Raw genomic sequence first — 25,709 nt, 5'->3', positions numbered from 1 at the left:
ATCAGGCTCCTTGGGCGTTGGGCTGGGTCTCGGGCTGTGCGGCAGGCTCCCCGGCGGGATGACCGCCGAGGCGGTTGCGCAGCCGCTGGTGCCAGACCGGACGCTTTCGGGGAGGAACGTGGTCGACGCCACCGAGCGACCACGGATTGCAGCGCAGGATGCGCCACGCCGTCAGCGCCGTTCCTTTCACCGCGCCGTGCCGGTCAATGGCTGTGTAGCCGTAGTGCGAGCACGACGGGTAGTACTTGCAGACCGGTCCCAGCATCGGGCTGATGGTCCACTGGTACAGCTTGATCAACCACAGCAGCGGGTACTTCATCGCGGCACCCCTCCCAGTAGCCGCCGCACCGCGGTGTCGAGGTCGCGCGCCAGCTGGTCGTGGCCCGCCTCACCCGAACCGGGCAGCGCCCGTACGACCACAAGGCTACCTGCGGGAAAAAGTTCGAGGCGGTCGCGCATGAGATGGCGCAGTCTCCGCTTCACCAGGTTACGCACGACTGCACCGCCGACCGCCTTGCTCACGACGAAACCCGCACGCGCCGGGGGAGCACTCTCCCCAGGTGCGTGCGGGTCCGTTTCACCGCTGGCAAGACCGCTGCGATAGTGCACGACGAGAAGCGGGCGTCCGGCCCTGCGCCCTCGGCGTACCGCGGCTGCAAAGTCCTCGCGCCGCCTCAGCCGTTTTTCGGTAGGCAGCACGTCATGGACCTTGGGTCAGGCTGCTCAGGCCGACAGACGGGCGCGACCCTTGCTACGGCGGGACGCGAGAATCGCGCGGCCGGCACGGGTACGCATACGCAGCCGGAAGCCGTGGGTCTTCGCGCGGCGGCGGTTGTTCGGCTGGAAGGTGCGCTTGCTCACTCGGGGGCTCCAGAAATGAATCGGGTGGTGGCGGGACATCGCCTGGCTGTCACCGTGCGCCCACGAGTAGCTCGCAATACGCCCGAGTGCACCGCTTCATGATCTCCGAACCCAGGGTTCGCGATCCTTGCCCATCGGAGGCAGGCGGCAGCAGCCATCGACAACTCGACCTGGTTACGGTACGCGCGATTACGCCGTCCGGTCAAACCGACAGCGCCCGGCGGCGCGGCCGTGCCGCGCGCCGACCGGGAACGCGAACCCCGCGCTTCCGGGGGCAGGGGAACGCGGAGCGACATCGCATGGCACATTTGTACACACCCTGTGGACAACGACTTGAACCGCGTACCTCGGCCTGACTACCGTGGCTGGGCTCCGATTCCTTCCCGCCCGTCCCGAGAACCGCATATTCGTGGGAACTGTCGGCGTCCCCCCACCCAGCGAGTGAGAGAGCGTGCCCTGTGGCTGACGTACCTGCCGATCTTGCCGCAGTGTGGCCACGTGTGCTCGAGCGGCTGCTAGGAGAGGGAGCCGGCCAGGGCGGACAAGGCGTCGAGGCCAAGGACGAGCACTGGATCCAGCGATGCCAGCCGCTCGCCCTTGTCGCGGACACTGCGCTGCTGGCCGTGCCCAACGAATTCGCCAAGGGCGTGCTGGAGGGCCGCCTGGCCCCGATCGTCAGCGAGACGCTCAGCCGCGAGTGCGGCCGCCCGATCCGGATCGCGATCACCGTCGACGACTCCGCCGCCGAACCGGTGGTCCCGCAGCAGCCGCAGCGCGACACCTACGAGGCCTACGACAACCGCGACAGCTACGACGCCCGGGACGGCTACGACGCCCGGGACGGCCGCGACGGCCGCGACGGCTACGACGGCCGCGACGGTTACGGCCGCCCGGCGGGGGACGAGCTGCCGACGGCCCGCCCCGCCTACCCCGGCTATGAGCAGCACCGCCCCGAGCAGCAGCACCGCCCCGAGCCCGGCGCCTGGCCCCGGCCCCGCGACGAGTACGGCTGGCAGCAGCCCCGACTCGGCGGCTTCCCCGAGGGCGATCCGTACGCCTCGCAGCGTCCCCAGCCCGGCTATGACCAGCCGCGCTACGACCAGCAGCCGCACTCCGATTACCGGGGCCCCGGCGCGGAGCGGCCGGCGCCCGGGCCGCTCCCGGGCGCCGGCCCTGGTCCCGATCGGTCGCCCTACGAGCAGCCGCGCCGGGAGCTCCCCGATCCGCTCGAGCGGTCCCGCGGCGGCCCGCCCGCGCTGCCCTCGCAGACCGGCGCCCCCGGCCCGCTCGCCGCGCAGCCCGCGCCCGCGCCCGGCCCCGGTGAGCCGACCGCGCGCCTGAACCCGAAGTACCTCTTCGACACCTTCGTCATCGGCGCGTCCAACCGCTTCGCGCACGCCGCGGCGGTCGCCGTCGCCGAGGCGCCCGCCAAGGCCTACAACCCCTTGTTCATCTACGGGGAGTCCGGGCTCGGCAAGACCCACCTGCTGCACGCGATCGGGCACTACGCGCGCAGCCTCTACCCGGGGACGCGGGTGCGCTATGTGAGCTCCGAGGAGTTCACCAACGAGTTCATCAACTCCATCCGCGACGGCAAGGCGGACGCGTTCCGCAGGCGCTACCGCGACATGGACATCCTTCTCGTCGACGACATCCAGTTCCTCGCGAGCAAGGAGTCGACGCAGGAGGAGTTCTTCCACACCTTCAATACGCTCCACAACGCCAACAAGCAGATCGTGCTGTCCTCCGACCGGCCGCCCAAGCAGCTGGTGACCCTGGAGGACCGGCTCCGCAACCGCTTCGAGTGGGGCCTGATCACGGATGTGCAGCCGCCGGAGCTGGAGACGCGCATCGCGATCCTGCGCAAGAAGGCGGTGCAGGAGCAGCTGAACGCGCCGCCGGAGGTGCTGGAGTTCATCGCCTCCCGTATCTCTCGCAACATCCGTGAGCTGGAGGGGGCGCTGATCCGGGTCACGGCCTTCGCCAGCCTGAACCGCCAGCCGGTGGACCTCGGCCTCACCGAGATCGTGCTGAAGGACCTGATCCCCGGCGGCGAGGACGCCGCCCCGGAGATCACCGCCACCGCGATCATGGCCGCGACCGCCGACTACTTCGGGCACACGGTCGACGATCTGTGCGGGGCCTCGCGCAGCCGGGTGCTGGTCACCGCGCGGCAGATCGCCATGTATCTGTGCCGTGAGCTGACCGATCTGTCGCTGCCCAAGATCGGGGCGCAGTTCGGCGGGCGGGACCATACGACCGTGATGCACGCGGACCGCAAGATCCGGGCTCTGATGGCCGAGCGGCGCTCCATCTACAACCAGGTGACCGAGCTGACGAACCGCATCAAGAACGGCTGACAGAGACGGCTGCGGCGCGGCTCGCGCGCCGGATTCCGCCCAGGGCGCTTGGGGAGAAACGACTCCCGCAAGCGCCCTTCGTCGTTCCGGACCCCCCTCCGGCCGGGCCCGGCTCCTCCCGCCGGCCGCCTCGCCGCGGCGCACCCCCGTCCCGGCCTGTTCGATTCCGTGCCCTCGGACGCGGCTTCTCCACAGATCCACGGCCGATCCACCGTCCACACCCTGGGGATGCCCCGGTTGTCCAGACTGTGTCCACAGGGGCGGCCGCCGGAGCGGCATCAGGGGAGGTCAGCGGGGTGTGGAATTGTGACAATCGACAGTCCACAGACTGTGGACGACCGGGATACCCACAGGGCTCGCTCCGCGTTGTCCACCGCCCGCCCACAGCCGGAGCCCCGTCACCCACAGCTTCTCCACACCCTCATCCACTGTTCGGCAATGAAACAGGCGTGGTCACCGAGATGAGTGAAAGGCGTCACACCAACGAGCCGGGTTGGGCTGTGGGGAAGGTGGGTAAAACTGGGGACGCAGCTGGGGAGAACCAGGGCTCGCCTGTGCATCGGGTGTGCAGAACTCTTCGGCGTCCACAGAAGACCGCGGTTGTCCACTGCCGCCGCCCACAGGGTCAGTGGATAAAAAATCGGTGCTGACCTGCGAGAAGTCAGTTGTCCACCGTTTCCACAGGGCCTACTACTACGACCACTCAGTTGGAGCGGGAAATTCGCTTCGAAGTGGGGCCTGTGCACAACCGGGCACCGAGCCGCCCGACACCTCGGGCGCCGATTTGACCCGGAGCCGCACCGACTGTCGGCGGCGTACGTCAGACTGGTCTCCGGCGATTGCGCCGACGACGAAGGCCAGCAGGGCGAGCCAGCAACAGCAGGAGGCGGTTCCGGTGAAGATCCGGGTGGAGCGCGATGTACTCGCGGAGGCAGTGGCCTGGGCGGCCCGCAGCCTTCCGGCCCGTCCACCGGTGCCCGTCCTCGCAGGCCTTCTGCTGAAGGCGGAAGACGGTGCCCTCAGCCTCTCCGGCTTCGACTACGAGGTCTCGGCCCGTGTGTCGGTCGAGGCCGATGTGGAAGACGGCGGCACGGTCCTGGTCTCCGGCCGTCTCCTCGCCGACATCTGCCGCGCTCTCCCCAACCGCCCTGTGGAGATCTCCAGCGACGGTGTGCGGGTGACCGTCGTCTGCGGCTCGTCGCGATTCACACTCCACACCCTCCCTGTGGAGGAGTACCCGGCCCTGCCGCAGATGCCGACGGCGACCGGCACCGTGCCCGGCGATGTGTTCGCCGCCGCCGCGGCGCAGGTGGCCATCGCGGCCGGCCGCGACGACACCCTGCCGGTGCTCACCGGTGTGCGGATCGAGATCGAGGGCGACACGGTCACGCTGGCCTCCACCGACCGCTACCGCTTCGCGGTCCGCGAGTTCCTGTGGAAGCCCGAGACGCCGGACATCTCCGCGGTCGCGCTGGTGCCCGCCAAGACGCTCCAGGACACCGCCAAGTCGCTGACCAGCGGTGACACGGTGTCTCTCGCGCTGTCCGGCTCGGGCGCCGGCGAGGGCCTGATCGGCTTCGAGGGCGCCGGGCGCCGGACCACGACCCGGCTGCTCGAAGGCGATCTCCCGAAGTACCGCACGCTCTTCCCGACCGAGTTCAACTCCATCGCGGTGATCGAGACGGCTCCGTTCGTGGAGGCCGTCAAGCGCGTCGCGCTGGTCGCCGAGCGCAACACCCCGGTCCGGCTGACCTTCGAGCAGGGCGTGCTGATCCTGGAGGCCGGGTCGAGCGACGACGCACAGGCTGTGGAGCGCGTCGACGCCCAGCTCGACGGCGACGACATCTCGATCGCCTTCAACCCGACGTTCCTGCTGGACGGGTTGAGCGCGATCGACTCCCCGGTCGCCCAGCTGTCCTTCACCACGTCGACCAAGCCCGCGCTGCTCAGCGGCAAGCCGGCCGTGGATGCCGAGGCGGACGAGGCGTACAAGTACCTGATCATGCCGGTGCGTCTCAGCGGATGAGCGGGTGTTGCCCACAGCTGAGCGGCAACACGTGGGCGTAGGCTCGGACTCAGGTGCGAAACGCAATGACTACGGCATAAAGGATCACTGATGGAGCTCGGTCTCGTCGGTCTCGGCAAGATGGGCGGCAATATGCGCGAGCGCATCCGCCGCGCAGGTCACACCGTCATCGGGTACGACCGCAACCCGGACGTCGCCGATGTCCACAGCCTCGGCGATCTTGTGGACAGGCTGAAGGGACCGCGCGTGGTGTGGGTCATGGTGCCGGCCGGCATCGCGACCCAGACCACCATCGACGAGCTGGCCGAGCTGCTGTCGCCCGGCGACATCGTGGTCGACGGCGGCAACTCCCGCTGGACCGATGACGAGAAGCATGCCGAGCAGCTGAACGCCAAGGGCATCGGCTTCGTCGACTGCGGCGTCTCCGGCGGCGTCTGGGGCCTGGAGAACGGCTACGCGCTGATGTACGGCGGGGCCGCCGAGCATGTGGCGAAGGTTCAGCCGATCTTCGATGCGCTCAAGCCCGAGGGCGACTTCGGCTCGGTCCACGCCGGGAAGGTCGGTGCCGGCCACTTCGCGAAGATGGTCCACAACGGCATCGAGTACGCGATGATGCAGGCCTACGCCGAGGGCTGGGAGCTGCTGGAGGCCGTGGACTCGGTCACCGACGTCCGTGAGGTCTTCCGCTCCTGGCGGGAGGGCACCGTCATCCGCTCCTGGCTGCTGGACCTCGCGGTCAACGCCCTGGACGACGACGAGCACCTGGAGAAGCTGCGGGGCTACGCGGAGGACTCCGGCGAGGGCCGCTGGACCGTCGAGGCCGCGATCGACAACGCCGTACCGCTGCCCGCCATCACGGCCTCGCTCTTCGCCCGGTTCGCGTCCCGCCAGGACGACTCCCCGCAGATGAAGATGATCGCCGCACTGCGCAACCAGTTCGGCGGCCACGCGGTCGAGAACAAGAAGTAACCAGCCCCCGCAAGGGAGCCGCCGGGGGAGGTCGGCACCGCCACCATGCATGTCACGCATCTGTCACTCGCCGACTTCCGCTCGTACGCCCGGGCCGAGGTCCCCCTGGGGCCGGGCGTCACGGCTTTCGTAGGGCCCAACGGCCAGGGCAAGACCAACCTCGTCGAGGCTGTCGGCTATGTGGCCACGCTCGGCAGCCACCGCGTCTCCTCCGACGCCCCGCTGGTGCGGATGGGCGCGGACCGGGCGATCGTGCGGGCCGCGATCGTCGAGGGAGAGCGGCAGCAGCTGGTCGAGCTGGAGCTGAACCCCGGCAAGGCCAACCGGGCCAGAATCAATAGATCCTCCCAGGTCAGACCGCGTGATGTGCTCGGCATTCTGCGTACGGTCCTGTTCGCGCCCGAGGATCTGGCCCTGGTCAAGGGGGATCCCGGCGAGCGCCGTCGCTTCCTGGACGAGCTGGTCACCGCCCGTTCGCCGCGCATGGCGGGGGTCCGCGCCGACTACGACCGGGTTCTCAAGCAGCGCAACACCCTGCTCAAGACCGCCGCGCTGGCCCGGCGCCACGGCGGCCGCGGCTCCGGCGGTGATGCGGCGCTGTCCACTCTGGACGTATGGGACCAGCATCTGGCGCGGGCCGGTGCCGAACTGCTCGCCCAGCGCCTCGATCTGATCGCCGCGCTTCAGCCGCTGGCCGACAAGGCGTACGAGCAACTGGCCCCGGGGGGAGGCCCGGTGGGGTTCGACTACCGCAGCTCCGTCGGTGACGGCCTGGCGGCCTCGGGCACCCGCGAGGAGCTGTACGAGCAGCTCTCGGCCGCGCTCACCGCCGCCCGCAAGCAGGAGATCGAGCGCGGGGTGACGCTGGTCGGCCCGCACCGCGACGATCTGATCCTCCGGCTGGGCGAGCTTCCGGCGAAGGGCTATGCGAGCCATGGCGAGTCCTGGTCGTATGCGCTGGCCCTGCGCCTGGCCTCGTACGACCTGCTGCGCGCGGATGTCACGTGGGGGGCCGGCGGGCCATCCGCCGAGGGCGGAGGCGCCGGGGCGGGCCGGCGGGCGGGCGAGCCGGTGCTGGTGCTCGACGACGTCTTCGCGGAGCTCGACGAGCGGCGCCGGGAGCGGCTGGCCGAGCTGGTGGCTCCCGGGGAGCAGGTGCTGGTCACGGCGGCAGTGGAGGACGACGTCCCCGGTGTGCTGGCGGGCGCCCGCTATGCGGTGTCCGAAGGGGAGGTGCGGCCCCTGTGACCGAGCAGTCCGGGCCCCCGCCCACCCCGCCGGAGCCCTCGGGGGTCGACCTGGCGCGGGTGGCGCTGCGCGCTGCCAAAGAGCAGGCGCGCGCCCGTGGTGCGGCGGCGCAGCAGAAGAAGCAGGCGCGCCGAGGGGGCTTGCGCTCCGGCGCGCGCGCGGACGGGCGCGATCCGCTGCCGCTCGGCGCCGCGATCAGCCGGCTGATCACCGAGCGGGGCTGGGAGACCCCGGCCGCCGTCGGCGGGGTGATGGGCCGCTGGCCCCAGATGGTGGGGCCTGAGGTGGCGCAGCACTGTGAGCCGCTGCGGTACGACGAGGACGCGCGGGTGCTGACGGTGCGGTGCGACTCGACGGCGTGGGCGACCCAGCTGCGCCTGCTGGCCCCGCAGCTGGTGGCCCGGCTCAACGCGGATCTGGGCCAGGGCACGGTGAAGCTGATCAAGGTCTTGGGCCCGGGCGGCCCGGCCCGGCGTTACGGATCGCTGCGCGCCCCCGGCAGTACGGGCCCCGGGGACACCTACGGCTGACCTGGCGGTCTGTGTGCCCCTGTGCGCCCCCCGCGGGGCCGGGTGCGGGGGCGGTGCGGGTCGGCTGTGCAGGGGGTGGCCGCTGGGGCGTCTGTCATGGTTGCCGGTGGTTGACGTCCCGAAGCGCTGAGTGGCGGTGTGAGCCTCTTGGACCCCGTCCCCAGATATGGGGAGTCGGTGGTGACCGGTTCAGGGCGGCACATGCGGACTCAGGCACCGGCAAGCCCCCATTCTTGTCGGCGCTACCGGTAGACTGGGCGCGTACACCGTCGCCGCTTGCGCACCGAGCGCTTGCGGAAACATGTTGAACGACGCAGCCGCTCCTGCCTGCCCCGGAGACGGCTCGTGCTGTGCCAGAAAGGGCGCTTCGTGGCCGATTCCGGCAACCCCAACGAGAACATCCCGTCCGAGATCCCGTCCAAGGGCGGCGATGAGGCTCTGGCCTCGCCGTCTTACGACGCCAGTGCGATCACCGTCCTGGAGGGCCTGGACGCGGTCCGCAAGCGACCCGGTATGTACATCGGTTCCACCGGTGAGCGCGGCCTCCACCACCTCGTCCAAGAGGTGGTGGACAACTCCGTGGACGAGGCCCTGGCCGGTCACGCGGACAGCATCGAGGTGACGATCCTGCCCGATGGCGGGGTCCGCGTGGTCGACAACGGCCGCGGTATCCCGGTCGACCTCCACCCGGTGGAGAAGAAGCCGGCCGTCGAGGTCGTGATGACCGTGCTGCACGCGGGCGGCAAGTTCGGCGGCGGCGGCTATGCCGTCTCCGGCGGTCTGCACGGCGTCGGCGTCTCCGTGGTCAACGCGCTGTCGACGAAGGTGTCGGTCGAGGTCAAGCGGGACGGCTTCCGCTGGACCCAGGACTACAAGCTTGGTGTCCCCACCGCGCCGCTGGCCAAGAACGAGCCGGTCGCGGAGACCGGCACGACGGTCACCTTCTGGGCCGACCCGGATGTCTTCGAGACGACCGAGTACTCCTTCGAGACGCTGTCGCGGCGCTTCCAGGAGATGGCGTTCCTGAACAAGGGCCTGACCATCTCGCTGAAGGACGAGCGCGCGGCCCATGTGGACGAGGAGGGCAAGCCGCTCTCCGTGAAGTACTGCTACGAGGGCGGCATCGTCGACTTCGTGAAGTACCTGAACTCCCGCAAGGGGGAGCTGGTCCACCCCACGGTCGTCGGCTTCGAGGCCGAGGACAAGGAGCGGATGCTCTCGGTCGAGATCGCGATGCAGTGGAACACCCAGTACAGCGAGGGTGTCTACAGCTTCGCGAACACCATCCACACCCATGAGGGCGGTACCCACGAGGAGGGCTTCCGCGCCGCGCTGACGTACTTGATCAACAAGTACGCGCGGGACAAGAAGCTGCTCCGGGAAAAGGATGACAATCTCACTGGTGAGGACATCCGTGAGGGTCTGACCGCGATCATCTCGGTCAAGCTCGGCGAGCCGCAGTTCGAGGGCCAGACGAAGACGAAGCTGGGCAACACGGAGGCGAAGACCTTCGTCCAGAAGATCGTCCACGAGCATCTGGCCGACTGGCTGGACCGCAACCCCAACGAGGCGTCGGACATCGTCCGCAAGTCGATCCAGGCGGCCACGGCCCGGGTCGCGGCCCGCAAGGCCCGCGATCTGACCCGCCGCAAGGGGCTGCTGGAGACCGCGTCACTGCCGGGCAAGCTGGCGGACTGCCAGTCCAACGACCCGTCCAAGTGCGAGATCTTCATCGTCGAGGGTGACTCCGCCGGCGGCTCGGCCAAGGCCGGCCGCAACCCGCAGTACCAGGCGATCCTGCCCATCCGAGGCAAGATCCTCAACGTCGAGAAGGCGCGGGTCGACAAGATCCTCCAGAACAACGAGGTCCAGGCGCTGATCTCGGCGTTCGGCACCGGTGTGCACGAGGACTTCGACATCAGCAAGCTCCGCTATCACAAGATCATTCTGATGGCGGACGCCGATGTCGACGGCCAGCACATCAACACCCTGCTGCTCACCTTCCTCTTCCGCTTCATGCGTCCGCTGGTCGAGGCGGGCCATGTCTTCCTGTCCCGCCCGCCCCTCTACAAGATCAAGTGGGGCCGGGACGACTTCGAGTACGCGTACTCGGACCGCGAGCGGGACGCGCTGATCCAGGCCGGCCGCGAGCAGGGCAAGCGCATCAAGGAGGACTCGGTCCAGCGCTTCAAGGGGCTGGGCGAGATGAACGCCGAGGAGCTGCGCGTGACCACCATGGACGTCGATCACCGCGTCCTGGGCCAGGTCACCCTGGATGACGCGGCGCAGGCCGACGACCTGTTCTCGGTCCTGATGGGCGAGGACGTCGAGGCCCGGCGCTCGTTCATCCAGCGCAACGCCAAGGACGTCCGCTTCCTCGATATCTGAGTCGGCCCCGAGCAGCCGCAGACGACAGAAGGACTTGACCAGCAATGGCCGACGAGAACACCCCGAACACGCCTGAAGACACCGCCCAGGGGGCTGCCGCGACGCTCCGCGTCGAGCCGGTGGGCCTCGAGACGGAGATGCAGCGCTCGTATCTCGACTACGCGATGAGCGTGATCGTGAGCCGTGCGCTGCCCGACGTCCGGGACGGCCTCAAGCCGGTGCACCGGCGTGTGCTGTACGCGATGTACGACGGCGGGTACCGCCCCGAGAAGGGCTTCTACAAGTGCGCCCGCGTCGTCGGCGACGTCATGGGCACGTACCACCCCCACGGCGACTCGTCCATCTACGACGCCCTGGTGCGGCTGGCCCAGCCGTGGTCCATGCGGATGCCGCTGGTCGACTCCAACGGCAACTTCGGCTCCCCGGGCAATGACCCGGCCGCGGCCATGCGCTACACCGAGTGCAAGATGGCCCCGCTGTCCATGGAGATGCTCCGGGACATCGACGAGGACACCGTCGACCTCCAGGACAACTACGACGGGCGCAACCAGGAGCCGACGGTCCTGCCGGCCCGCTTCCCGAACCTGCTGATCAACGGCTCGGCGGGGATCGCGGTCGGCATGGCCACCAACATCCCGCCGCACAACCTCCGCGAGGTGGCCGAGGGTGCCCAGTGGTTCCTGGCCAACCCCGAGGCCACGCCGGAGGAACTGCTCGACGCCCTGATCGACCGGATCAAGGGCCCGGACTTCCCCACCGGCGCCCTGGTCGTCGGCCGCAAGGGCATCGAGGAGGCGTACCGCACCGGCCGCGGCTCGATCACGATGCGCGCGGTCGTGGAGGTCGAGGAGATCCAGGGCCGCCAGTGCCTGGTGGTCACCGAGCTGCCGTACCAGGTCAACCCGGACAACCTGGCGCAGAAGATCGCCGACCTGGTGAAGGAAGCCAGGATCGGCGGCATCGCGGACGTCCGCGACGAGACGTCCTCGCGGACCGGCCAGCGCCTGGTCATCGTGTTGAAGCGGGACGCGGTCGCCAAGGTCGTCCTCAACAACCTGTACAAGCACACCGATCTCCAGACGAACTTCGGCGCGAACATGCTGGCGCTGGTCGACGGGGTGCCGCGCACCCTCTCGCTGGACGCCTTCATCCGCAACTGGGTCGCCCACCAGATCGAGGTCATCGTCCGCCGGACGCGCTTCAGGCTGCGCAAGGCGGAGGAGCGGGCCCACATCCTGCGCGGTCTGCTCAAGGCGCTGGACGCGATCGACGAGGTCATCGCGCTGATCCGGCGCAGTGACACGGTGGAGATCGCGCGTACGGGCCTGATGGACCTGCTGACGATCGACGAGATCCAGGCCAACGCGATCCTGGAGATGCAGCTGCGGCGGCTCGCCGCCCTGGAGCGTCAGAAGATCATCCAGGAGCACGACGAGCTTCAGGCCAAGATCAATGAGTACAACGCGATCCTGGCCTCGCCCGAGCGGCAGCGGCAGATCATCAGCGAGGAGCTGACCGCGATCGTCGAGAAGTACGGCGACGACCGGCGCTCCAAGCTGATCCCCTTCGACGGCGACATGTCCATCGAGGACCTGATCGCCGAGGAGGACATCGTCGTCACGATCACCCGCGGCGGCTATGTGAAGCGGACGAAGACCGAGGACTACCGCTCGCAGAAGCGCGGCGGCAAGGGCGTGCGCGGCACCAAGCTGAAGCAGGACGACATCGTCGACCACTTCTTCGTCTCGACCACCCACCACTGGCTGCTGTTCTTCACCAACAAGGGACGGGTCTACCGGGCGAAGGCCTACGAGCTGCCGGACGCGGGCCGGGAGGCGCGCGGCCAGCACGTCGCGAACCTGCTGGCGTTCCAGCCGGACGAGCAGATCGCGCAGATCCTGGCGATCCGGGACTACGAGGCGGCGCCGTATCTGGTGCTGGCCACGAAGTCGGGGCTGGTGAAGAAGACCCCGCTCAAGGACTACGACTCGCCGCGGTCGGGTGGCGTGATCGCCATCAACCTCCGGGAGACGGAGGGCGGCCAGGAGGATGAGCTGATCGGGGCCGAGCTGGTTTCGGCCGAAGACGATCTGCTGCTGATCAGCAAGAAGGCACAGTCGATCAGGTTCACGGCCACGGATGAGTCGCTGCGGCCGATGGGGCGGGCGACCTCCGGCGTCAAGGGCATGAGCTTCCGCGAGGACGACGAGCTCCTCTCGATGAATGTCGTCCGTCCCGGTACGTTCGTGTTCACCGCCACCGACGGCGGGTACGCGAAGCGGACGAATGTTGACGAGTACCGCGTCCAGGGCCGTGGCGGCCTCGGCATCAAGGCCGCCAAGATCGTGGAGGACCGCGGTTCTCTGGTCGGGGCGCTGGTGGTCGAGGAGACTGATGAGATCCTTGCGATCACGCTCGGCGGTGGCGTAATCCGTACGCGGGTGAACGAGGTCAGGGAGACGGGCCGTGACACCATGGGCGTCCAACTGATCAACCTGGGCAAGCGCGATGCCGTCGTGGGCATCGCCCGGAACGCCGAGGCCGGTCGTGAGGCTGAAGAGGTCGAGGACGAGTCCGAGACCGTGAGTGAGGCAGCCGAGGGGGCCGCGTCCGAGGCGGCCGAGGGCACACCGCCCCCGGCCGACGAGACCGAGGAGTAAGTCGTGAGTGGAGCCACGGGTGCCGCGGCGGGCGGCGGAGCGGGTGCCGGTCAGGGGCCGGTGCCGGGAGCCGCACCCGCCGGGGGCGTATCGTCCGCTTCGGCGGGCGCCCGTGGCCCCGCCACCGACTCCCATGGGGGAACAGTGACGGACATCAGGCAGCCGCAGCCGCCGTACGAGGGTTACTCGAGCAGCCCGCTGCCCGGCGAGCGGGGGCAGCAGCCGCCCGCGCAGCCGTACCACCCGCCGCAGGCGTACGCCCCGCCGGCCGCCGGCGCGGCGCACGCCGCCCGGGGCGGCACGGGGCAGCAGCCGACCGCGGTGCGCCGGCCGCGCTCCGAGTCGGGCGCCCGCCCGGCCCCGCGTACGCGCAAGGCGCGGCTGCGGGTCTCCAGGGCGGACCCGTGGTCGGTGATGAAGGTCAGCTTCCTGCTCGCGATCGCGCTGGGCATCTGCACCGTGGTCGCCGCGGCGGTGCTGTGGATGGTCATGGACGGAATGGGCGTCTTCAGCGCGGTGGGCGGGACGCTCAGCGAGGCCACGGAGTCCAAGAAGGGCACCGGCTTCGACCTGGAGTCGTTCCTGTCGCTGCCGCGGGTGCTGGTCTTCACCTCGGTCATCGCCGCGATCAACGTGGTGCTGGCGACGGCGCTGGCCACCCTGGGAGCCTTCATCTACAACCTGTCGGCGAGCTTCGTCGGCGGGGTGGAGGTCACGCTCGCCGAAGACGAGTAGCGGCCGTCCGTAACCGATTTTGGGACAGGGCTGGTCGTGCGCTAATCTTTCGGTGCAGCGCGGGGCTATAGCTCAGACGGTTAGAGCGCTTCCCTGATAAGGAAGAGGCCACAGGTTCAAGTCCTGTTAGCCCCACCGGCGAGATCAGCCCGGACGGAGATCTTCTCTCCGCCCGGGCTGATTCCGTAGAGGCGCCCCGGTAGTTGATGAAACGGTCCTCGGTCGACCAATGCCGGGCATAGGTCACCGAACGGTATCGGCCGGTGTGTATCATCGGGCGCCAGAGGTCCCCTACGTCAAGGAAAGAGACGAGGTAGCGCGGTGAAGAAGCTTCTCCTGGTCGCACTGGCCGCCATCGGCGGGCTCCTCGTGTACCGCCAGATCCAGGCGGATCGCGCCGAGCAGGATCTGTGGACGGAGGCGACCGACTCCGTGCCCGCAGGTTCGGGTGTGTGAGACCAACAGCTCTGTACAGGGCCTCGACCGCTGGAGCGGTCGAGGCCCTGTCGGCTTTACTGGCGGCCGTCGCGGAAAACGCGGCGATCCGGACCCTGTATTCACTCTTGCAAATGAATGGCTTGCATAAGCAAAGTTGAACGGGCCGTGCGGCCGGGACGACGAGGAGTGACCCCCGATGGATGACCGCAGCAAGGTCAGGACCGGCCTCGCCGCGGTGGCGGCGCTGTGCGTGGTGGCCACGGTGCCCGGGCCGGTCGGCCCGGCCTGGGCCGCGCCCGCGGACGGGGCCGGCGAGGCCCGGCCGTACCGGACCGCGGGGACCTCGGTCCAGGGCACCGGCGAAGCCGAGGGAGCCCCGCTGCTGAAGCCGGGGCGCGGCTACGTCGACAGCATCGCCGGAGGTGAGAAGCGTCACTACAGCGTCCAGTTGGACGCCACCTCCGGCGCGTATGTCTCGGCCGTCGCGGCGCCCCGGCCGGGGGCGGGCGTGGCCTCGTACCGCGACGGGCTCAAGGTGACGCTGGAGAGCCCCGACGGCACCATCTGCGGCAACTCCGACCGGAAGATCGAGGCGACCGGCGTGGCCTATCCGCTCGCCGACTACGCCGCGCGGCAGGTCGCCCCGGGCTCCGTGGCCTCCTGCCGGAAGGCGGGCCGGTATCTCGTCACGGTGGCACGCCCGGCCGGCTCCCAGGACCCCGCCCGCTGGCCGCTGGAGCTCCGGCTGATGGTGGAGCCGCCGGTGAAGGGCGGGGACAAGGAGCAGGCTCCTGAGGGCAGTTGGCGCACCACGCCGCCGGATCCGCCCACGGGCAAGGCCCGGTGGCGGACGGGCGGCACGGCGTTCAACGACGCGCGTCCGCTGTCCACAGGGGTGTGGGCGGACCAGATCAGGCCGGGCGAGACCCACTTCTACCGGGTTCCGGTCGACTGGGGACAGCGGCTCGACGCCACCGCCGAACTGTCCGCCGCGAAGACGGGAGGGACGGCCGGTGTGAACGACGCACTGGGGCTCAGGGTCTTCAACCCGGCGCGCGGCCTGACGAAGAAGAGCTCTTTCGTCGCCTACGAGGGCCAGGAGGCGCGGACGGAGGTGAGCACCATCCCCGTGGCGTACGGCAACCGCACCGCGCGCGCGGAGTATTCGGTGCGCACCACGAGCTTCGCCGGGTGGTACTACCTGGCGGTCACCGTGAGCCCGGACGTGGCGCGGTTCTTCGATGACGTCGTGCCGCTCACCCTGCGGGTGCGGGTCTCGGGCACCCCGAAGCCCGGTCCGACGTACGACGGGGACGCGGTCCGGGCGGGCTTCGGCCTCACGGACGCCGACCGGCGGGAGGCCGCGCAGGGGCCGCAGACCACGGACGACGCCACGGGGGTGCGCGCCGGGACGGACAACGGCCGGCTGCGGATGGTGGGCTATGTGAGCTACGCCGTGGGCGGGCTGCTGCTGCTCGGGCTCGGAGGGTGGACGCTGGCGGCCCGGCGGCGCGCCCCGGCGGCCGTGGCCGCGGCGCCGGGGCCGGGCAGGCACCGGCGGTACGGGCCGCCGTCGTCCTGGTAGTCCGGCTCGGCCGTGCGGTGCCCGGTCGGCCGGGGGCCGGTCAGCCCGCGGCCAGTAACGCCCAGGTGCCGACCGCGAAGCACAGCGCCGCGGCGACCAGGATCGCGATCACTGCCTTGCGGGGCGGTCCGGGGCGGCGGTGGGCGGTGGCGGAGGGAACCTGCGGCTGCGGAGCGGTGTATGGACGAGTGGAAGGGAATTCGTGCCGGGCCGCCGGAGCGGGAGCGGTGGCCGGAGTGGGAGTGGGGGTGGGCGCATGCGTGGGCGGGAGGCCCGGCCGGCGCGGATCGAGCGGGGACCGCGGCGGCTGTGGAGGGCGTGCGGGCGCCGGATGAGGGGTTGGATGAGGGGTCGGCGGCTGCGGGACCCCGGAGTACGGGGTGTGGGGGGCGTAGGGGGCTTGGGGCCGTGGTGGTGGCGGCAGCGGGGTGTGCGGCTCGGGCACCCGCGGCTGGGGTGCCGACGGCGGCTGTGGGGTCGGGTGCGGGGCCGACTGTGGCGTGATCCCCGTGTGTGGCGTCTGGGGCTGTGGCGGGGGCAGTTGGAAGCTGCCGGTGTCCGACATCGACGGCCGCGAGACGGACGGCCGCGAGACGGACGGCCGCGAGACGGACGGCTGGGGGTCGGACGGCGGGGGTGTCACGGGCCCCTGGGGAGCCGGTGGCCGGGGCGTCGGGCCGGTGCCCGCACCGTCCGCGTCCCTGGCTGTCCCCCGGTCGGTTTCCGTGCCGGTCTTCGTAGCCGAGGCTGCCCGCCCGGCCGGGCGGGTGGGGCCGTCGGACCCGAACCCCTCGGGGAGCGGCCCGAGATGGTCGAAGACCTCGATGACGTCGTCGTCGAGGGTGGGTTCCGGCAGCATCTCGGTGGCCGTGAGAAGCGCCTTGCGCGCCCCTGTGGCCGTGCGGAAGCGGTCCTCGGGATCGGGCTGGAGCAGATTCGCTATCACCTGCCACAGCGGCTCGGGCACCCCTTCGGGCGCGTTGGGCACGCCCTGCTCGAACACCTTGATCAGGGCGTCCGCGTCCGGCTTGTGCCCGCTGAGCAGATACAGCGCCACCAGCCCGACCGCGAAGAGGTCGGCCGGGAAATCCGGCTCCTCGCCCATCATCTGCTCGGGCGCGAAGTAACCGGGCGTCCCCATGACGAAGTTGGCCTCGGTGAGCCGGGGTTCCCCCTTCGTCAGCGCGATGCCGAAGTCGGACAGCCGCAGATGCGGCCGACCGGTCCCGGTGGCCTCCAGCAGGATGTTCGCGGGCTTGATGTCGCGGTGCACCACGCCTTCCGCGTGCACCGCCGCAAGGCCGGAGAGCAACTGGTCCACCAGCGTGCACACATAGCGCGGCGGCAGCGGGCCGTAGTCACCGATGAGGTGCGCCAGCGAGCCGCCGCCCACCAGGTCCATGGTGAACAGCACTTTGTCGTCGTCCGCCGCCCAGCTGGCCGGTGCCAGCACATAGGGGTGGTCGATGCGCAGCGCCTGTTCCCGGACGAATCGCAACAGGGTGTGCGCATCGCGCTGCTGCAACACCTTCGCCGCGACATACCGACGGCGCCGGTGGTCCCAGACGCGCCACACGGCGCCCACGCCACCGCGCCCGATCGGGTCGACCAGCTCGTACCGGCCCGCGAAGACTTCACCCATCGCGCGGCCCCCGCCCACTCATCGGCTCGTCAGCAGTCCGTCAGCCCATCAGTTCTGGTGCGCCTCGTAGTGGGCGACCGCCTCGGCGGTCCGCCCTGCGCCGTACACCCGGAGAAACTCTGCCAGCTCCGGGTGCGTGGGGGCGAGGGTGTCGGCGGCGTCGATGATGTCGCCCGCGGCGGAGACCGAGCGCAGCAGCGACTGGATCTCGCGGACCACGCGCCGCACGGTCGGGGCGCCGGTGCTCGCCGTGGTCTGGGTGGTGTTCAGGACGGAGCCTCCCGCGGACTTCTTGATCTCTTCCATGCGCTCGGCGGCCTCCGCGGCGCTGACCCGGCCGTCCGCGGCCTGGCTCGACAGCTCTTGCAGGGCCTGTACCCGCTGGACGACAGCCGGGTTGCCGATCTTCGCGCGCTGGCCGCTCATCAGCTGCGAGAGCATCGGCGCGGACAGACCGAGGACGGCGGCGAGGCGGGCCTGGTTGAGGCCGAGGTCGTCGATGAGACGGCGGAAGAGCGCCCCCAGCGGTTCCCCGTACCAGCTGCGTTGCAGCTCCCGTGCGCGGGCGGTGGCATCCTGCTGTGCTGCGTCCATTCGCTCTCCCCTTCGCTTCGCGGCAGCGAATCTTGCGTGGCATCCTACGGAGGGCGGTACGCGCGAGCGATACCCGGTCGGGAAAGGCGGTCACGACCAGGTATCCTGATCGGCGACGGGGCCTTAGCTCAGTTGGTAGAGCGCCGTCTTTGCATGGCGGATGTCAGGAGTTCGACTCTCCTAGGCTCCACTTTCGTCACCGGCCAGGACACCGATGTGTGCCCTGGCCGGTTTGTCGTGCCGCCATCGCCGCGTACGGTCCCTCGGCCTGATTCCGCTCGGCCGGGTTCCTCGGCGCGCTCCAGGGCTGCCGTTCCGGGGCATTGTCCTCCCGCATGTTGCCCGATGTTGCCGCTCTCGCGGTTGTCGCGTGCAACACCACGTCGATCCCCCACGCTGGCCTCAACTCGGGCAAGCGGTCCGGGAGTCGTCTGGTCGGCGCGATCAGCCGTGCAGGGAGACAAGATGCGTGAGCTGCGGCCATTGGGTGATGGTCTGAGCGAGGAATGCCGGGAATTCGCCCTGGCACTGCGGAACCTGTTCAAGGGGCTGGATGTCTCGGTGCGCAGATACGCCGCGCGCAGGCACCGCGATCCGGGCACGCTCTCGCGCTATCTGAGCGGGATGCGCATCCCGCCGTGGGAGTTCGTCCAGGACCTGTTCACCGATCTCGCCGAGCGGCGGGGCGCCGCGGCGACCCCGGCCGCCATCGAGCTGGTGCGGGAGCTGCACCGGGCCGCGGTGCACACGAGCGGGTCGCCCGGCCACGCGATGGAGATCCTCCAGCATCAGCTGGCGGACGCCGACCGGGAGGCCCGGGCGTCCAGCGTGAAGGAGGACGTGCTCGGTGAGGCTCTGCTGGACCGCCAGCACCGCATCGCCGATCTCGAGGTGCGGCTGAGCCAGCTGGAGTCGGAGTGGGCGGCCGAGCGGATGCGGGCGGACACGCTGGAGCTGGGCCTTCCCGATCACGCGGAGCTGATCAAGGAGCGGGACATGCTCCGGCGCGAGGTGAAGCGCCTCGCCGAGGAGCTGGAGGATGTGCGGCTGCGCGGCATGCTGGCGGAGGACCGCTGCCAGATGCTGGAGCGGCAGCTGGCCATGGTGGAGTCCCAGCGCCCCGCGGCGGCCCCGGGGCCGGAGGAGGTGCCGGACGCCCCCGCGGGGCCCGCGATGGCCAAGCCCTGCTCGGGGCTCCGTCCGAAGATCCTCGTGGTCGACGACCAGCACAACAACCTGCTGGCCATGGAGGCCGTGCTGGCCACACTGGACCAGGAGCTGGTGACCGCGGCCTCGGGGCAGGAGGCCCTCAAGGCGCTGCTCGACCACGACGACTTCGCGGTGATCCTGCTGGATGTGCAGATGCCGGAGATGGACGGCTATGAGACCGCGGCCCATATCCAGCGGCGGTCCCGTAACCGGGACATCCCGATCATCTTCCTGACCGCGATGGGTGCCGATCCGGAGCACTCCTCCCGGGGATACGCGGCCGGGGCGGTGGACTACATCGCCAAGCCGTTCGATCCCTGGGCGCTGCGCGCCAAGGTCTCCGTCTTCACGGAGATCTTTCTGGAGAGGCGCCGGTACAGCGAGCGCGCCGCCGCCCACTGACCGGCCCGGTTCAGCGCTCCTTCTTCTCGTCCGCCTGCTTGGCCTGCGCCTCGGGGTCGAGCGCGGACTGGTCGCTGCCGTCCACCGACGTCAGCGGCTCGCGCCCGCCCACCTCGGTCGCCGCCGGGGGCTCGACCAGCCAGTCGGGGTTGGCCTGCCTGTTCCACCACTTCCACGCGGCGAGGGCAACGGCGCCCACGAGGCCGACGAAGATCGCGCGCTTGGCGATGCGGCCGGTGCGTGCCCTGCGGCGGTGCCGCCTGGCGAGCCTGTTGATGTCGGCCGCGGTCACGTTCCCGTGCAGGGCGGCGAGGGCCGCGGCGCTCCGGATGAGGGCCTCCTCGCGCATCGGCCCGGCGGCGGTGCGCACCCCGGCGATCGCGAGCTGGACGCGCGGCGCGGTGTACCGGGCGGCCCGGCGCGCCGCCCTGCGGGTGCGGGCGGTGGCGCGGGTGGCGGCGGCGTCGACCCCTCGGGGCAGGGTGCCGCGGGCCTGGGTCAGCCGCGGTGCGATGTGCACGTGGTACTGGACGCCGGCGGTGTGGCGGGCGTGGTGTGCGGCGTGCGTAACCTTCGGCGCCAGCTGTACGCGGGCCGTGTGCGCGTAGCGCGCGGCGGTGCCCTTGGCCGTGCCGGCGTAGGGTGCCACCGCCTCCGCGGCGTGCAGGAAGCTGCCCTTGGCGGTGCCGGTCGCGGCTCGCACGCTGTCCATGCGGGTCACGGGATCCTCCTCCTCGGTGGCGGTGCTGTCGGTCGTGAGGCGTTCTGTCCTTAAAGTGTTTTATATGGTGTTCTGGTCATTATGAAGATCATGCCGGTTCGCGGGGCGCCGGGCACGCGTGGTCGGGCATCCGGGGCACACGGGCGACCCGGGCACGTGCGGCTTCCCGTCCGGGGCAGGTACGGGTTCCCGCCCGAGGCGGCATGAATCGTGTGCGCCGCGCGCGGCTTCGGCGGGTACGCGTCCGTCCGGCGTCCGTGCGAGGATCGGGGGACCGCAGTGAAACCTATGGAAGGTAGATCGTGGCTGAGCAGCTCTACGCCACCCTGAAGACGAACAATGGCGACATCGTGGTCCGGCTGCTGCCGAACCACGCCCCGAAGACGGTCAAGAACTTCGTGGAGCTCGCCGAGGGCACCCGTGAGTGGACCCACCCGGCGACCGGTAAGCGGGCCAAGGAGAAGCTGTACGACGGCACCGTCTTCCACCGCGTGATCAGCGGCTTCATGATCCAGGGCGGTGACCCGCTGGGGAACGGCACCGGTGGCCCCGGCTATGAGTTCGGCGACGAGTTCCACCCGGACCTGTCGTTCAACAAGCCGTACCTGCTGGCCATGGCCAACGCCGGCCCGGGCACCAACGGCTCGCAGTTCTTCATCACCGTCGCGCCCACCACGTGGCTGACCGGCAAGCACACCATCTTCGGTGAGGTCGTCGACGAGGCGAGCCAGAAGGTCGTGGACGCGATCGTGGGCACCTCGACCAACCCGCGGACCGACCGGCCGCTCAACGACGTCGTCATCGAGTCGGTCGTCGTGGAGACCCGCGAGGGCTGACCTCGTACGGGTCCGTTCCGGGCCGCACAGGACCCGGTGACGGGAACTTCGCGCCCCGCCTGTCCGTCTTGACGGCAGGCAGGCGGGCGCGTGGGCCCGGTGCGAGCATGGAGTGCAGGGCAAGGGGAGACGATGGAGGACCAGGCGGTCTGCTGCTACCGGCACCCGCAGCGGGAGACCGGCATAAGCTGTGTCCGCTGTGAGCGGCCGATCTGCCCGGAGTGCATGATCAGCGCCTCGGTCGGTTTCCAGTGCCCGGAGTGTGTGCGCGGCGGTGGACAGGGCTCCTCCGCCGGCCCCGCTCCGGCGGGGCACGCGGTGCGGGATGCCAGGCCGCGCACGATAGCGGGCGGCGCCCTCACCTCCGATCCGCGGCTGCTCACCAAGATCCTCATCGGGATCAACCTCGCCGTGTGGTTCATGGCGCTCGCGGTCGGCGACCACTTCGTCAACGCCCTCGATCTGGTGGGCCGGGCGTACGACCCGGGCACCAACAGCCTGGTGGGCGTCGCCGAGGGTCAGTGGTACCGGCTGCTCACCTCGGTCTTCCTGCACCAGCAGCCCATCCACATCGCCTTCAACATGCTGTCGCTGTGGTGGCTCGGCGGGCCGCTGGAGGCGGCGCTCGGCCGGGCCCGCTATCTCACGGTGTATCTGCTGGCCGGACTGGGCGGCAGCGCGCTGTCATATCTGCTCGCGGCGCAGAACCAGCCCTCGCTGGGCGCCTCCGGTGCGATCTTCGGTCTGCTGGGTGCGACGGCGGTCCTGATGCGCCGCCTCCGGTACGACATGCGGCCGGTCATCGCGCTGCTCGTGCTGAATCTGCTCTTCACCTTCACCTGGGCCAACATCTCCTGGCAGGCCCATGTGGGCGGGCTGGTGGTCGGCACGGTGGTGGCGTACGGGATGGTGCACGCGCCGCGCGAGAAGCGCGCGCTGGTGCAGCAGGGCACCTGTGTACTGGCGCTGCTCGTGATCGTCGCGATGGTGTGGGTGCGCACGATGGAGCTGACCGGCTGACCGGCTGACCGGCTGACCGGTCCGCTGGCGGGCCGGCCTGCCGGTGCACGGGCCGGTGCACGGGTTGGCCTCCGGGATATCCACAGCGCAGTTGTCCACAGCGGGCGGCCGATCTTGTGCAAGCTGTGGAGAACATCAGTGCGGGTCCGCACTCGTCTGCGTTTGCGCAGGCAGAGGCCGGTGTCAACGATCGAACGGAAGTGCTCGGCCGATCACACCGGCGTCAATGCGGCGGAAGTTATCCACAGATCTTCTGAGTTTTCCCCGGCTGTGGATAACTCTGTGGACGACCAGGGTGCGGAGGATCGGAGAGCCGATCCTACTTCCACTGAGTGGAGACCACGAACCCGGCGGCGATGAAGCCGAAGCCGACCACGATGTTCCAGTTGCCCAGGGATTCGACAGGCATGTCCCCGGTGGTCACATAGAACATCACGATCCAGGCGAGGCCGATGAGGAACATCGCCAGCATCAGCGGAGCCACCCAGCGGCGGCCGCTGTTCAGACTGATGCTAGTGGCCTGCTTCGCCGGCGGCGGCGTGAAGTCGTCCTTCTTGCGGATCCGTGACTTCGGCACGAGGAACTCTCCTGTCGATGCGCTGCGTAACCGCGCGGATTGGTACGGACGGCGCCGGGTCGGGACCGGCCGGGGGACCACGCCCTTCCCTTGTGGGCGTCAGTTAGCGTAGTCCTTCCGCGGCGTCGTAAGGAGTAAGGGTACGTTGAGCAATTCCGCCGGCACCCCCACCCCGGGCCCCCGCCGCCCCGCCTTCCGCCCCGTCCGTCTGCTGACCGCCGCGGTCTTCGCGCTCGCCGGACTGATCTTCTGGACCAGCTTCAACACCGCCCAGGGCACCAATCTCCGCAGCGACGAGTCCATGCTGCGGCTGTCCGACCTCATCCAGGAGCGCAGCCGCAAGAACGCCCAGCTCGACGACGGCGCCGCCCAGCTGCGCTCGCGGGTCGACGCCCTCGCCCGCCGCGACAACGGCGCCACCGACGCCGAGCGCCGCGAGCTCGCGGCGCTGGAGCGGGCCGCGGGCACCGAGAAGCTCACCGGAACGGGGCTCTCCGTCACCCTCACCGACGCCCCGCCGAACGCCACGGCGAAGATCCCCGGAGTGCCCGAGCCGCAGCCCAACGACCTCGTCATCCACCAGCAGGACCTCCAGGCCGTGGTCAACGCGCTGTGGCAGGGCGGCGCCCGGGGGATCAAGGTCATGGACCAGCGGCTGATCTCGACCAGCGCAGTGCGCTGCGTCGGCAACACCCTGATCCTCCAGGGCCGGGTCTACTCGCCGCCGTACACGATCACCGCCGTCGGCGACCGGGGCAAGCTGCGCGCCGCCCTGACCGCCTCCCCCGCCATCCAGAACTACCGCAGCTACGTCGAGGCGTACGGGCTCGGCTGGAAAGTCGCCCAGCACGACCGCGTGACTCTGCCCGGCTACTCCGGCACAGTGGACCTGCACTACGCCCAGCCCCAGTGAGCTGAACCCGGAAAACCCGGCAAGCGCGGCAAACGCCGCGAACACGGACAGGTATGCGGCCGATGAGGGTGCGACTGGTCATCAGGACGCTCAGTGAGGCGTGCCTCACCGTCGGCACCGTGATCGTCCTCTTCGTCGTCTACATCCTGTACTGGACCGGGGTCCGCGCCGACCGCGCGATGGACGGGGAGATCGACCGGCTTCAGGACCGATGGGCGACCGGCCCCGTCGGCGGCGCGGCGACGGCGGCGCAGGGCCGGGCCGAGCCGCGGCCGTACCGGGACGGCTCCTCCTTCGCGATCATGTACATCCCGCGCTTCGGCACCGACTGGGTCAAGCCGGTCCTCGAGGGCACCGCGACCGACACCCTGAGGAAGGGCCTGGGCCACTACGCGCGCACCGCCCGACTCGGCGCCCGGGGCAACTTCGCCGTCGCCGGGCACCGCCGCACCTACGGCGACCCGTTCAAGGACTTCCCCCGGCTGCGCCCCGGCGACGCCGTGGTGCTGACCGACGGCGCGACCTGGTACACGTACCGCATCGACCAGCGGCCCTACCGCACGCTGCCCACCGACGTCGGCGTGATCGACCCGGTGCCGCGCAAGTCCGGATTCCGTGGCCCGGGCCGCTATCTGACCCTCACCACCTGTGAGCCGGAGTGGGGGCACAGCCACCGGCTGATCGCATGGGCACATCTGGACGCCACCCGTCCAGTGACCGAAGGCAAGCCGGAAGCTTTGCTCCACTGACCCACCGGCCCCAGGCCCGGCCCCTTACTCTGGTGCAGTCGACTTCTTCGTCGTGGGTAGGGATGGCATGTACGGCTGGATCTGGCGGCATCTGCCGGGTAACGCATGGGTGCGGGCGCTGATTTCGCTCGTCCTGGTGCTGGCGATCGTCTTCGTGCTCTTCCAGTACGTCTTCCCGTGGGCGGAGCCCCTGCTTCCGTTCGGCGACGTGACGGTCGACGAGGGAATGGCGGGCCCCCGGTGAGCGCACGCATCCTGGTCGTCGACAACTACGACAGCTTCGTCTTCAACCTGGTCCAGTACCTCTACCAGCTCGGCGCCGAGTGCGAGGTGCTGCGCAACGACGAAGTGGCCCTGGGCCACGCCCAGGACGGCTTCGACGGCGTCCTGCTCTCCCCGGGCCCCGGCACCCCCGAAGAGGCGGGCGTCTGCGTCGACATGGTGCGGCACTGCGCGGACACCGGAGTGCCGGTCTTCGGCGTCTGCCTGGGGATGCAGTCCATGGCCGTCGCGTACGGCGGGGTCGTCGGGCGCGCTCCCGAGCTGCTGCACGGCAAGACCTCGCTCGTGACGCACCAGGGTGCCGGGGTCTTCCGCGGCCTGCCGTCGCCCTTCACCGCCACCCGCTACCACTCGCTGGCCGTCGAACGGGACACCGTCCCGGACGAGTTGGAGATCACGGCCTGGACGGAGACGGGCATCGCGATGGGGCTGCGCCACCGTCGGCTGCGCGTCGAGGGCGTGCAGTTCCATCCCGAGTCGGTGCTCACCGAATGGGGTCACCGCATGCTCGCCAACTGGCTTGAGGAGTGCGGCGACACGGGGGCGGTGGGGCGGTCGGCGGGCCTGGCCCCCGTGGTGGGGACGGTCGGCGGCAAGGCCGGCGAGTGACCGCACTGCGCCCCGAGCGCGAGGGCGCGCCCCAAGGCGCCCAGGAGCCCGACCCCTACGCGTCGTACGAGCCGAGCGGGCCGCACGACGCCTATGACGATGCCTACGGGGAGACGGACGCGTTCGCGGCGGCTGTGGAGGGGCTGGACGACCCCCTGACCGACCCGCTGCCGAGACCCTCGCCGGGGCTGGTACCGGGGATCGTGACCGGGCCCGCCCCGGGGCCTGTGGCCGGGCCCACAACAGGGGCCACACCAGGGCCCACACCAGGGCCCGCCACAGGGCCGAACACAGGGCCGAACACAGGGCGCGCCACGGGGCCCGACAGACGGCCCGGAGCAGGGGCCGCACCAGG

At 70.2% G+C, this 25,709-nt stretch carries 24 protein-coding genes and 2 tRNA genes; 19 read left to right on the top strand and 7 right to left on the bottom strand.

Annotation, left to right across the window (positions count from 1 at the left end; genetic code table 11):
- Position 1: 1 nt before the first annotated feature.
- From yidD to rpmH, 3 genes are read right to left on the bottom strand one after another with little or no spacing between them, the layout of a single operon-like run.
- Positions 2-319 carry a membrane protein insertion efficiency factor YidD gene (gene yidD / locus ACZ4WQ_RS27340; protein WP_065962016.1) on the bottom strand — a complete coding sequence of 106 codons (318 nt, stop codon included), beginning with the start codon at positions 317-319 and terminating at the stop codon, positions 2-4.
- Complete coding sequence (gene rnpA / locus ACZ4WQ_RS27335) at positions 316-699, bottom strand: ribonuclease P protein component (protein WP_352130617.1); 384 nt, start codon at positions 697-699, stop codon at positions 316-318. The genes yidD and rnpA overlap by 4 nt, the downstream gene beginning before the upstream one ends.
- 24 nt (positions 700-723) lie before the next feature.
- Positions 724-861, bottom strand: coding sequence for a 50S ribosomal protein L34 (gene rpmH, locus ACZ4WQ_RS27330; protein WP_003956500.1), 138 nt, complete (start codon positions 859-861; stop codon positions 724-726).
- A 458-nt stretch (positions 862-1,319) separates the two neighbouring features.
- On the opposite strand from rpmH, the gene dnaA reads away from it, so the two are divergent.
- The 11 genes from dnaA to ACZ4WQ_RS27275 all read left to right on the top strand — a co-directional run bounded on the left by dnaA (position 1,320) and on the right by ACZ4WQ_RS27275 (position 15,800).
- Entirely contained in the window at positions 1,320-3,221 is a 1,902-nt protein-coding gene (gene dnaA, locus ACZ4WQ_RS27325) for a chromosomal replication initiator protein DnaA (protein ID WP_468022490.1), read from the top strand.
- Between the two features lie 895 nt (positions 3,222-4,116).
- Positions 4,117-5,247, top strand: a complete 1,131-nt coding sequence (gene dnaN, locus ACZ4WQ_RS27320; RefSeq protein ID WP_311725988.1) for a DNA polymerase III subunit beta — start codon at positions 4,117-4,119, stop codon at positions 5,245-5,247.
- A 90-nt stretch (positions 5,248-5,337) separates the two neighbouring features.
- Positions 5,338-6,216, top strand: coding sequence for a phosphogluconate dehydrogenase (NAD(+)-dependent, decarboxylating) (gene gnd, locus ACZ4WQ_RS27315; protein ID WP_468022489.1), 879 nt, complete (start codon positions 5,338-5,340; stop codon positions 6,214-6,216).
- Between the two features lie 45 nt (positions 6,217-6,261).
- Positions 6,262-7,464: a DNA replication/repair protein RecF gene (gene recF / locus ACZ4WQ_RS27310; RefSeq protein WP_358846720.1), complete on the top strand. Its 1,203-nt coding sequence runs from the start codon at positions 6,262-6,264 to the stop codon at positions 7,462-7,464.
- A complete protein-coding gene (locus tag ACZ4WQ_RS27305) occupies positions 7,461-7,994 on the top strand; it encodes a DciA family protein (protein WP_311725985.1) in 534 nt (177 codons plus the stop codon). The genes recF and ACZ4WQ_RS27305 overlap by 4 nt, the downstream gene beginning before the upstream one ends.
- 345 nt (positions 7,995-8,339) lie before the next feature.
- A complete protein-coding gene (gene gyrB / locus ACZ4WQ_RS27300; protein ID WP_398375639.1) occupies positions 8,340-10,382 on the top strand; it encodes a DNA topoisomerase (ATP-hydrolyzing) subunit B in 2,043 nt (680 codons plus the stop codon).
- 44 nt (positions 10,383-10,426) lie between these two features.
- A complete protein-coding gene (gene gyrA, locus ACZ4WQ_RS27295; protein WP_398375641.1) occupies positions 10,427-13,042 on the top strand; it encodes a DNA gyrase subunit A in 2,616 nt (871 codons plus the stop codon).
- A gap of 144 nt (positions 13,043-13,186) precedes the next feature.
- Positions 13,187-13,777, top strand: coding sequence for a DUF3566 domain-containing protein (locus tag ACZ4WQ_RS27290; RefSeq protein WP_311726192.1), 591 nt, complete (start codon positions 13,187-13,189; stop codon positions 13,775-13,777).
- 61 nt (positions 13,778-13,838) lie between these two features.
- A tRNA-Ile gene (locus ACZ4WQ_RS27285) sits at positions 13,839-13,912 on the top strand.
- A 186-nt stretch (positions 13,913-14,098) separates the two neighbouring features.
- Positions 14,099-14,233 (top strand): DLW-39 family protein, encoded by a 135-nt coding sequence (locus tag ACZ4WQ_RS27280; protein WP_003958712.1) that lies wholly within the window; start codon positions 14,099-14,101, stop codon positions 14,231-14,233.
- A gap of 178 nt (positions 14,234-14,411) precedes the next feature.
- Positions 14,412-15,800, top strand: coding sequence for a hypothetical protein (locus ACZ4WQ_RS27275; protein WP_358846723.1), 1,389 nt, complete (start codon positions 14,412-14,414; stop codon positions 15,798-15,800).
- A gap of 40 nt (positions 15,801-15,840) precedes the next feature.
- On the opposite strand, the gene ACZ4WQ_RS27270 is transcribed toward ACZ4WQ_RS27275, so the two are convergent.
- Positions 15,841-17,442, bottom strand: coding sequence for a serine/threonine-protein kinase (locus tag ACZ4WQ_RS27270; RefSeq protein WP_468022488.1), 1,602 nt, complete (start codon positions 17,440-17,442; stop codon positions 15,841-15,843).
- 48 nt (positions 17,443-17,490) lie between these two features.
- Positions 17,491-18,036, bottom strand: a complete 546-nt coding sequence (locus tag ACZ4WQ_RS27265) for a helix-turn-helix domain-containing protein (protein ID WP_014177978.1) — start codon at positions 18,034-18,036, stop codon at positions 17,491-17,493.
- Between the two features lie 117 nt (positions 18,037-18,153).
- On the opposite strand from ACZ4WQ_RS27265, the gene ACZ4WQ_RS27260 reads away from it, so the two are divergent.
- Positions 18,154-18,226 (top strand) — tRNA-Ala (locus ACZ4WQ_RS27260).
- Between the two features lie 275 nt (positions 18,227-18,501).
- On the top strand, positions 18,502-19,647 hold the full coding sequence (locus tag ACZ4WQ_RS27255; protein WP_311725980.1) for a response regulator: 1,146 nt from the start codon (positions 18,502-18,504) through the stop codon (positions 19,645-19,647).
- 10 nt (positions 19,648-19,657) lie between these two features.
- Here the strand turns inward: ACZ4WQ_RS27255 and ACZ4WQ_RS27250 are convergent, their stop codons facing one another.
- Entirely contained in the window at positions 19,658-20,368 is a 711-nt protein-coding gene (locus ACZ4WQ_RS27250) for a DUF5324 family protein (RefSeq protein ID WP_398375645.1), read from the bottom strand.
- Between the two features lie 302 nt (positions 20,369-20,670).
- Here ACZ4WQ_RS27250 and ACZ4WQ_RS27245 point away from each other — a divergent pair, with 302 nt between their 5' ends.
- Both ACZ4WQ_RS27245 and ACZ4WQ_RS27240 read left to right on the top strand, forming a co-directional pair.
- Positions 20,671-21,204 (top strand): peptidylprolyl isomerase, encoded by a 534-nt coding sequence (locus tag ACZ4WQ_RS27245; RefSeq protein ID WP_311725978.1) that lies wholly within the window; start codon positions 20,671-20,673, stop codon positions 21,202-21,204.
- Positions 21,205-21,336: 132 nt separating this feature from the next.
- Positions 21,337-22,224: a rhomboid family intramembrane serine protease gene (locus tag ACZ4WQ_RS27240; protein WP_311725977.1), complete on the top strand. Its 888-nt coding sequence runs from the start codon at positions 21,337-21,339 to the stop codon at positions 22,222-22,224.
- A gap of 319 nt (positions 22,225-22,543) precedes the next feature.
- Here ACZ4WQ_RS27240 and crgA read toward each other — a convergent pair whose 3' ends face one another.
- Positions 22,544-22,801: a cell division protein CrgA gene (gene crgA, locus ACZ4WQ_RS27235; RefSeq protein ID WP_311725976.1), complete on the bottom strand. Its 258-nt coding sequence runs from the start codon at positions 22,799-22,801 to the stop codon at positions 22,544-22,546.
- A gap of 145 nt (positions 22,802-22,946) precedes the next feature.
- Between crgA and ACZ4WQ_RS27230 the strand changes: the two genes are divergently transcribed.
- The 4 genes from ACZ4WQ_RS27230 to ACZ4WQ_RS27215 all read left to right on the top strand — a co-directional run bounded on the left by ACZ4WQ_RS27230 (position 22,947) and on the right by ACZ4WQ_RS27215 (position 25,354).
- Entirely contained in the window at positions 22,947-23,714 is a 768-nt protein-coding gene (locus ACZ4WQ_RS27230) for a DUF881 domain-containing protein (protein ID WP_311725975.1), read from the top strand.
- A gap of 62 nt (positions 23,715-23,776) precedes the next feature.
- Positions 23,777-24,463 carry a class E sortase gene (locus tag ACZ4WQ_RS27225; RefSeq protein ID WP_468022487.1) on the top strand — a complete coding sequence of 229 codons (687 nt, stop codon included), beginning with the start codon at positions 23,777-23,779 and terminating at the stop codon, positions 24,461-24,463.
- 52 nt (positions 24,464-24,515) lie between these two features.
- Positions 24,516-24,707, top strand: a complete 192-nt coding sequence (locus ACZ4WQ_RS27220) for a hypothetical protein (RefSeq protein WP_352130763.1) — start codon at positions 24,516-24,518, stop codon at positions 24,705-24,707.
- Complete coding sequence (locus ACZ4WQ_RS27215; protein WP_311725973.1) at positions 24,704-25,354, top strand: aminodeoxychorismate/anthranilate synthase component II; 651 nt, start codon at positions 24,704-24,706, stop codon at positions 25,352-25,354. The genes ACZ4WQ_RS27220 and ACZ4WQ_RS27215 overlap by 4 nt, the downstream gene beginning before the upstream one ends.
- Positions 25,355-25,709 lie beyond the last annotated feature (355 nt).

It is taken from the genome of Streptomyces sp. NPDC028305 (assembly GCF_055569495.1).
Note: the sequence above shows the minus strand (reverse complement) of the source record. Positions and strands in the feature narration are given on the sequence as shown.

Coding starts and splice junctions, on each gene's coding strand:
- ACZ4WQ_RS27225 (WP_468022487.1), top strand. CDS start 23,777: ATGAGGGTGCGACTGGTCATCAGGACGCTCAGTGAGGCGTGCCTCACC.
- ACZ4WQ_RS27240 (WP_311725977.1), top strand. CDS start 21,337: ATGGAGGACCAGGCGGTCTGCTGCTACCGGCACCCGCAGCGGGAGACC.
- yidD (WP_065962016.1), bottom strand. CDS start 319: ATGAAGTACCCGCTGCTGTGGTTGATCAAGCTGTACCAGTGGACCATC.
- ACZ4WQ_RS27265 (WP_014177978.1), bottom strand. CDS start 18,036: ATGGACGCAGCACAGCAGGATGCCACCGCCCGCGCACGGGAGCTGCAA.
- gnd (WP_468022489.1), top strand. CDS start 5,338: ATGGAGCTCGGTCTCGTCGGTCTCGGCAAGATGGGCGGCAATATGCGC.
- ACZ4WQ_RS27275 (WP_358846723.1), top strand. CDS start 14,412: ATGGATGACCGCAGCAAGGTCAGGACCGGCCTCGCCGCGGTGGCGGCG.
- ACZ4WQ_RS27255 (WP_311725980.1), top strand. CDS start 18,502: ATGCGTGAGCTGCGGCCATTGGGTGATGGTCTGAGCGAGGAATGCCGG.
- recF (WP_358846720.1), top strand. CDS start 6,262: ATGCATGTCACGCATCTGTCACTCGCCGACTTCCGCTCGTACGCCCGG.
- gyrA (WP_398375641.1), top strand. CDS start 10,427: ATGGCCGACGAGAACACCCCGAACACGCCTGAAGACACCGCCCAGGGG.
- ACZ4WQ_RS27270 (WP_468022488.1), bottom strand. CDS start 17,442: ATGGGTGAAGTCTTCGCGGGCCGGTACGAGCTGGTCGACCCGATCGGG.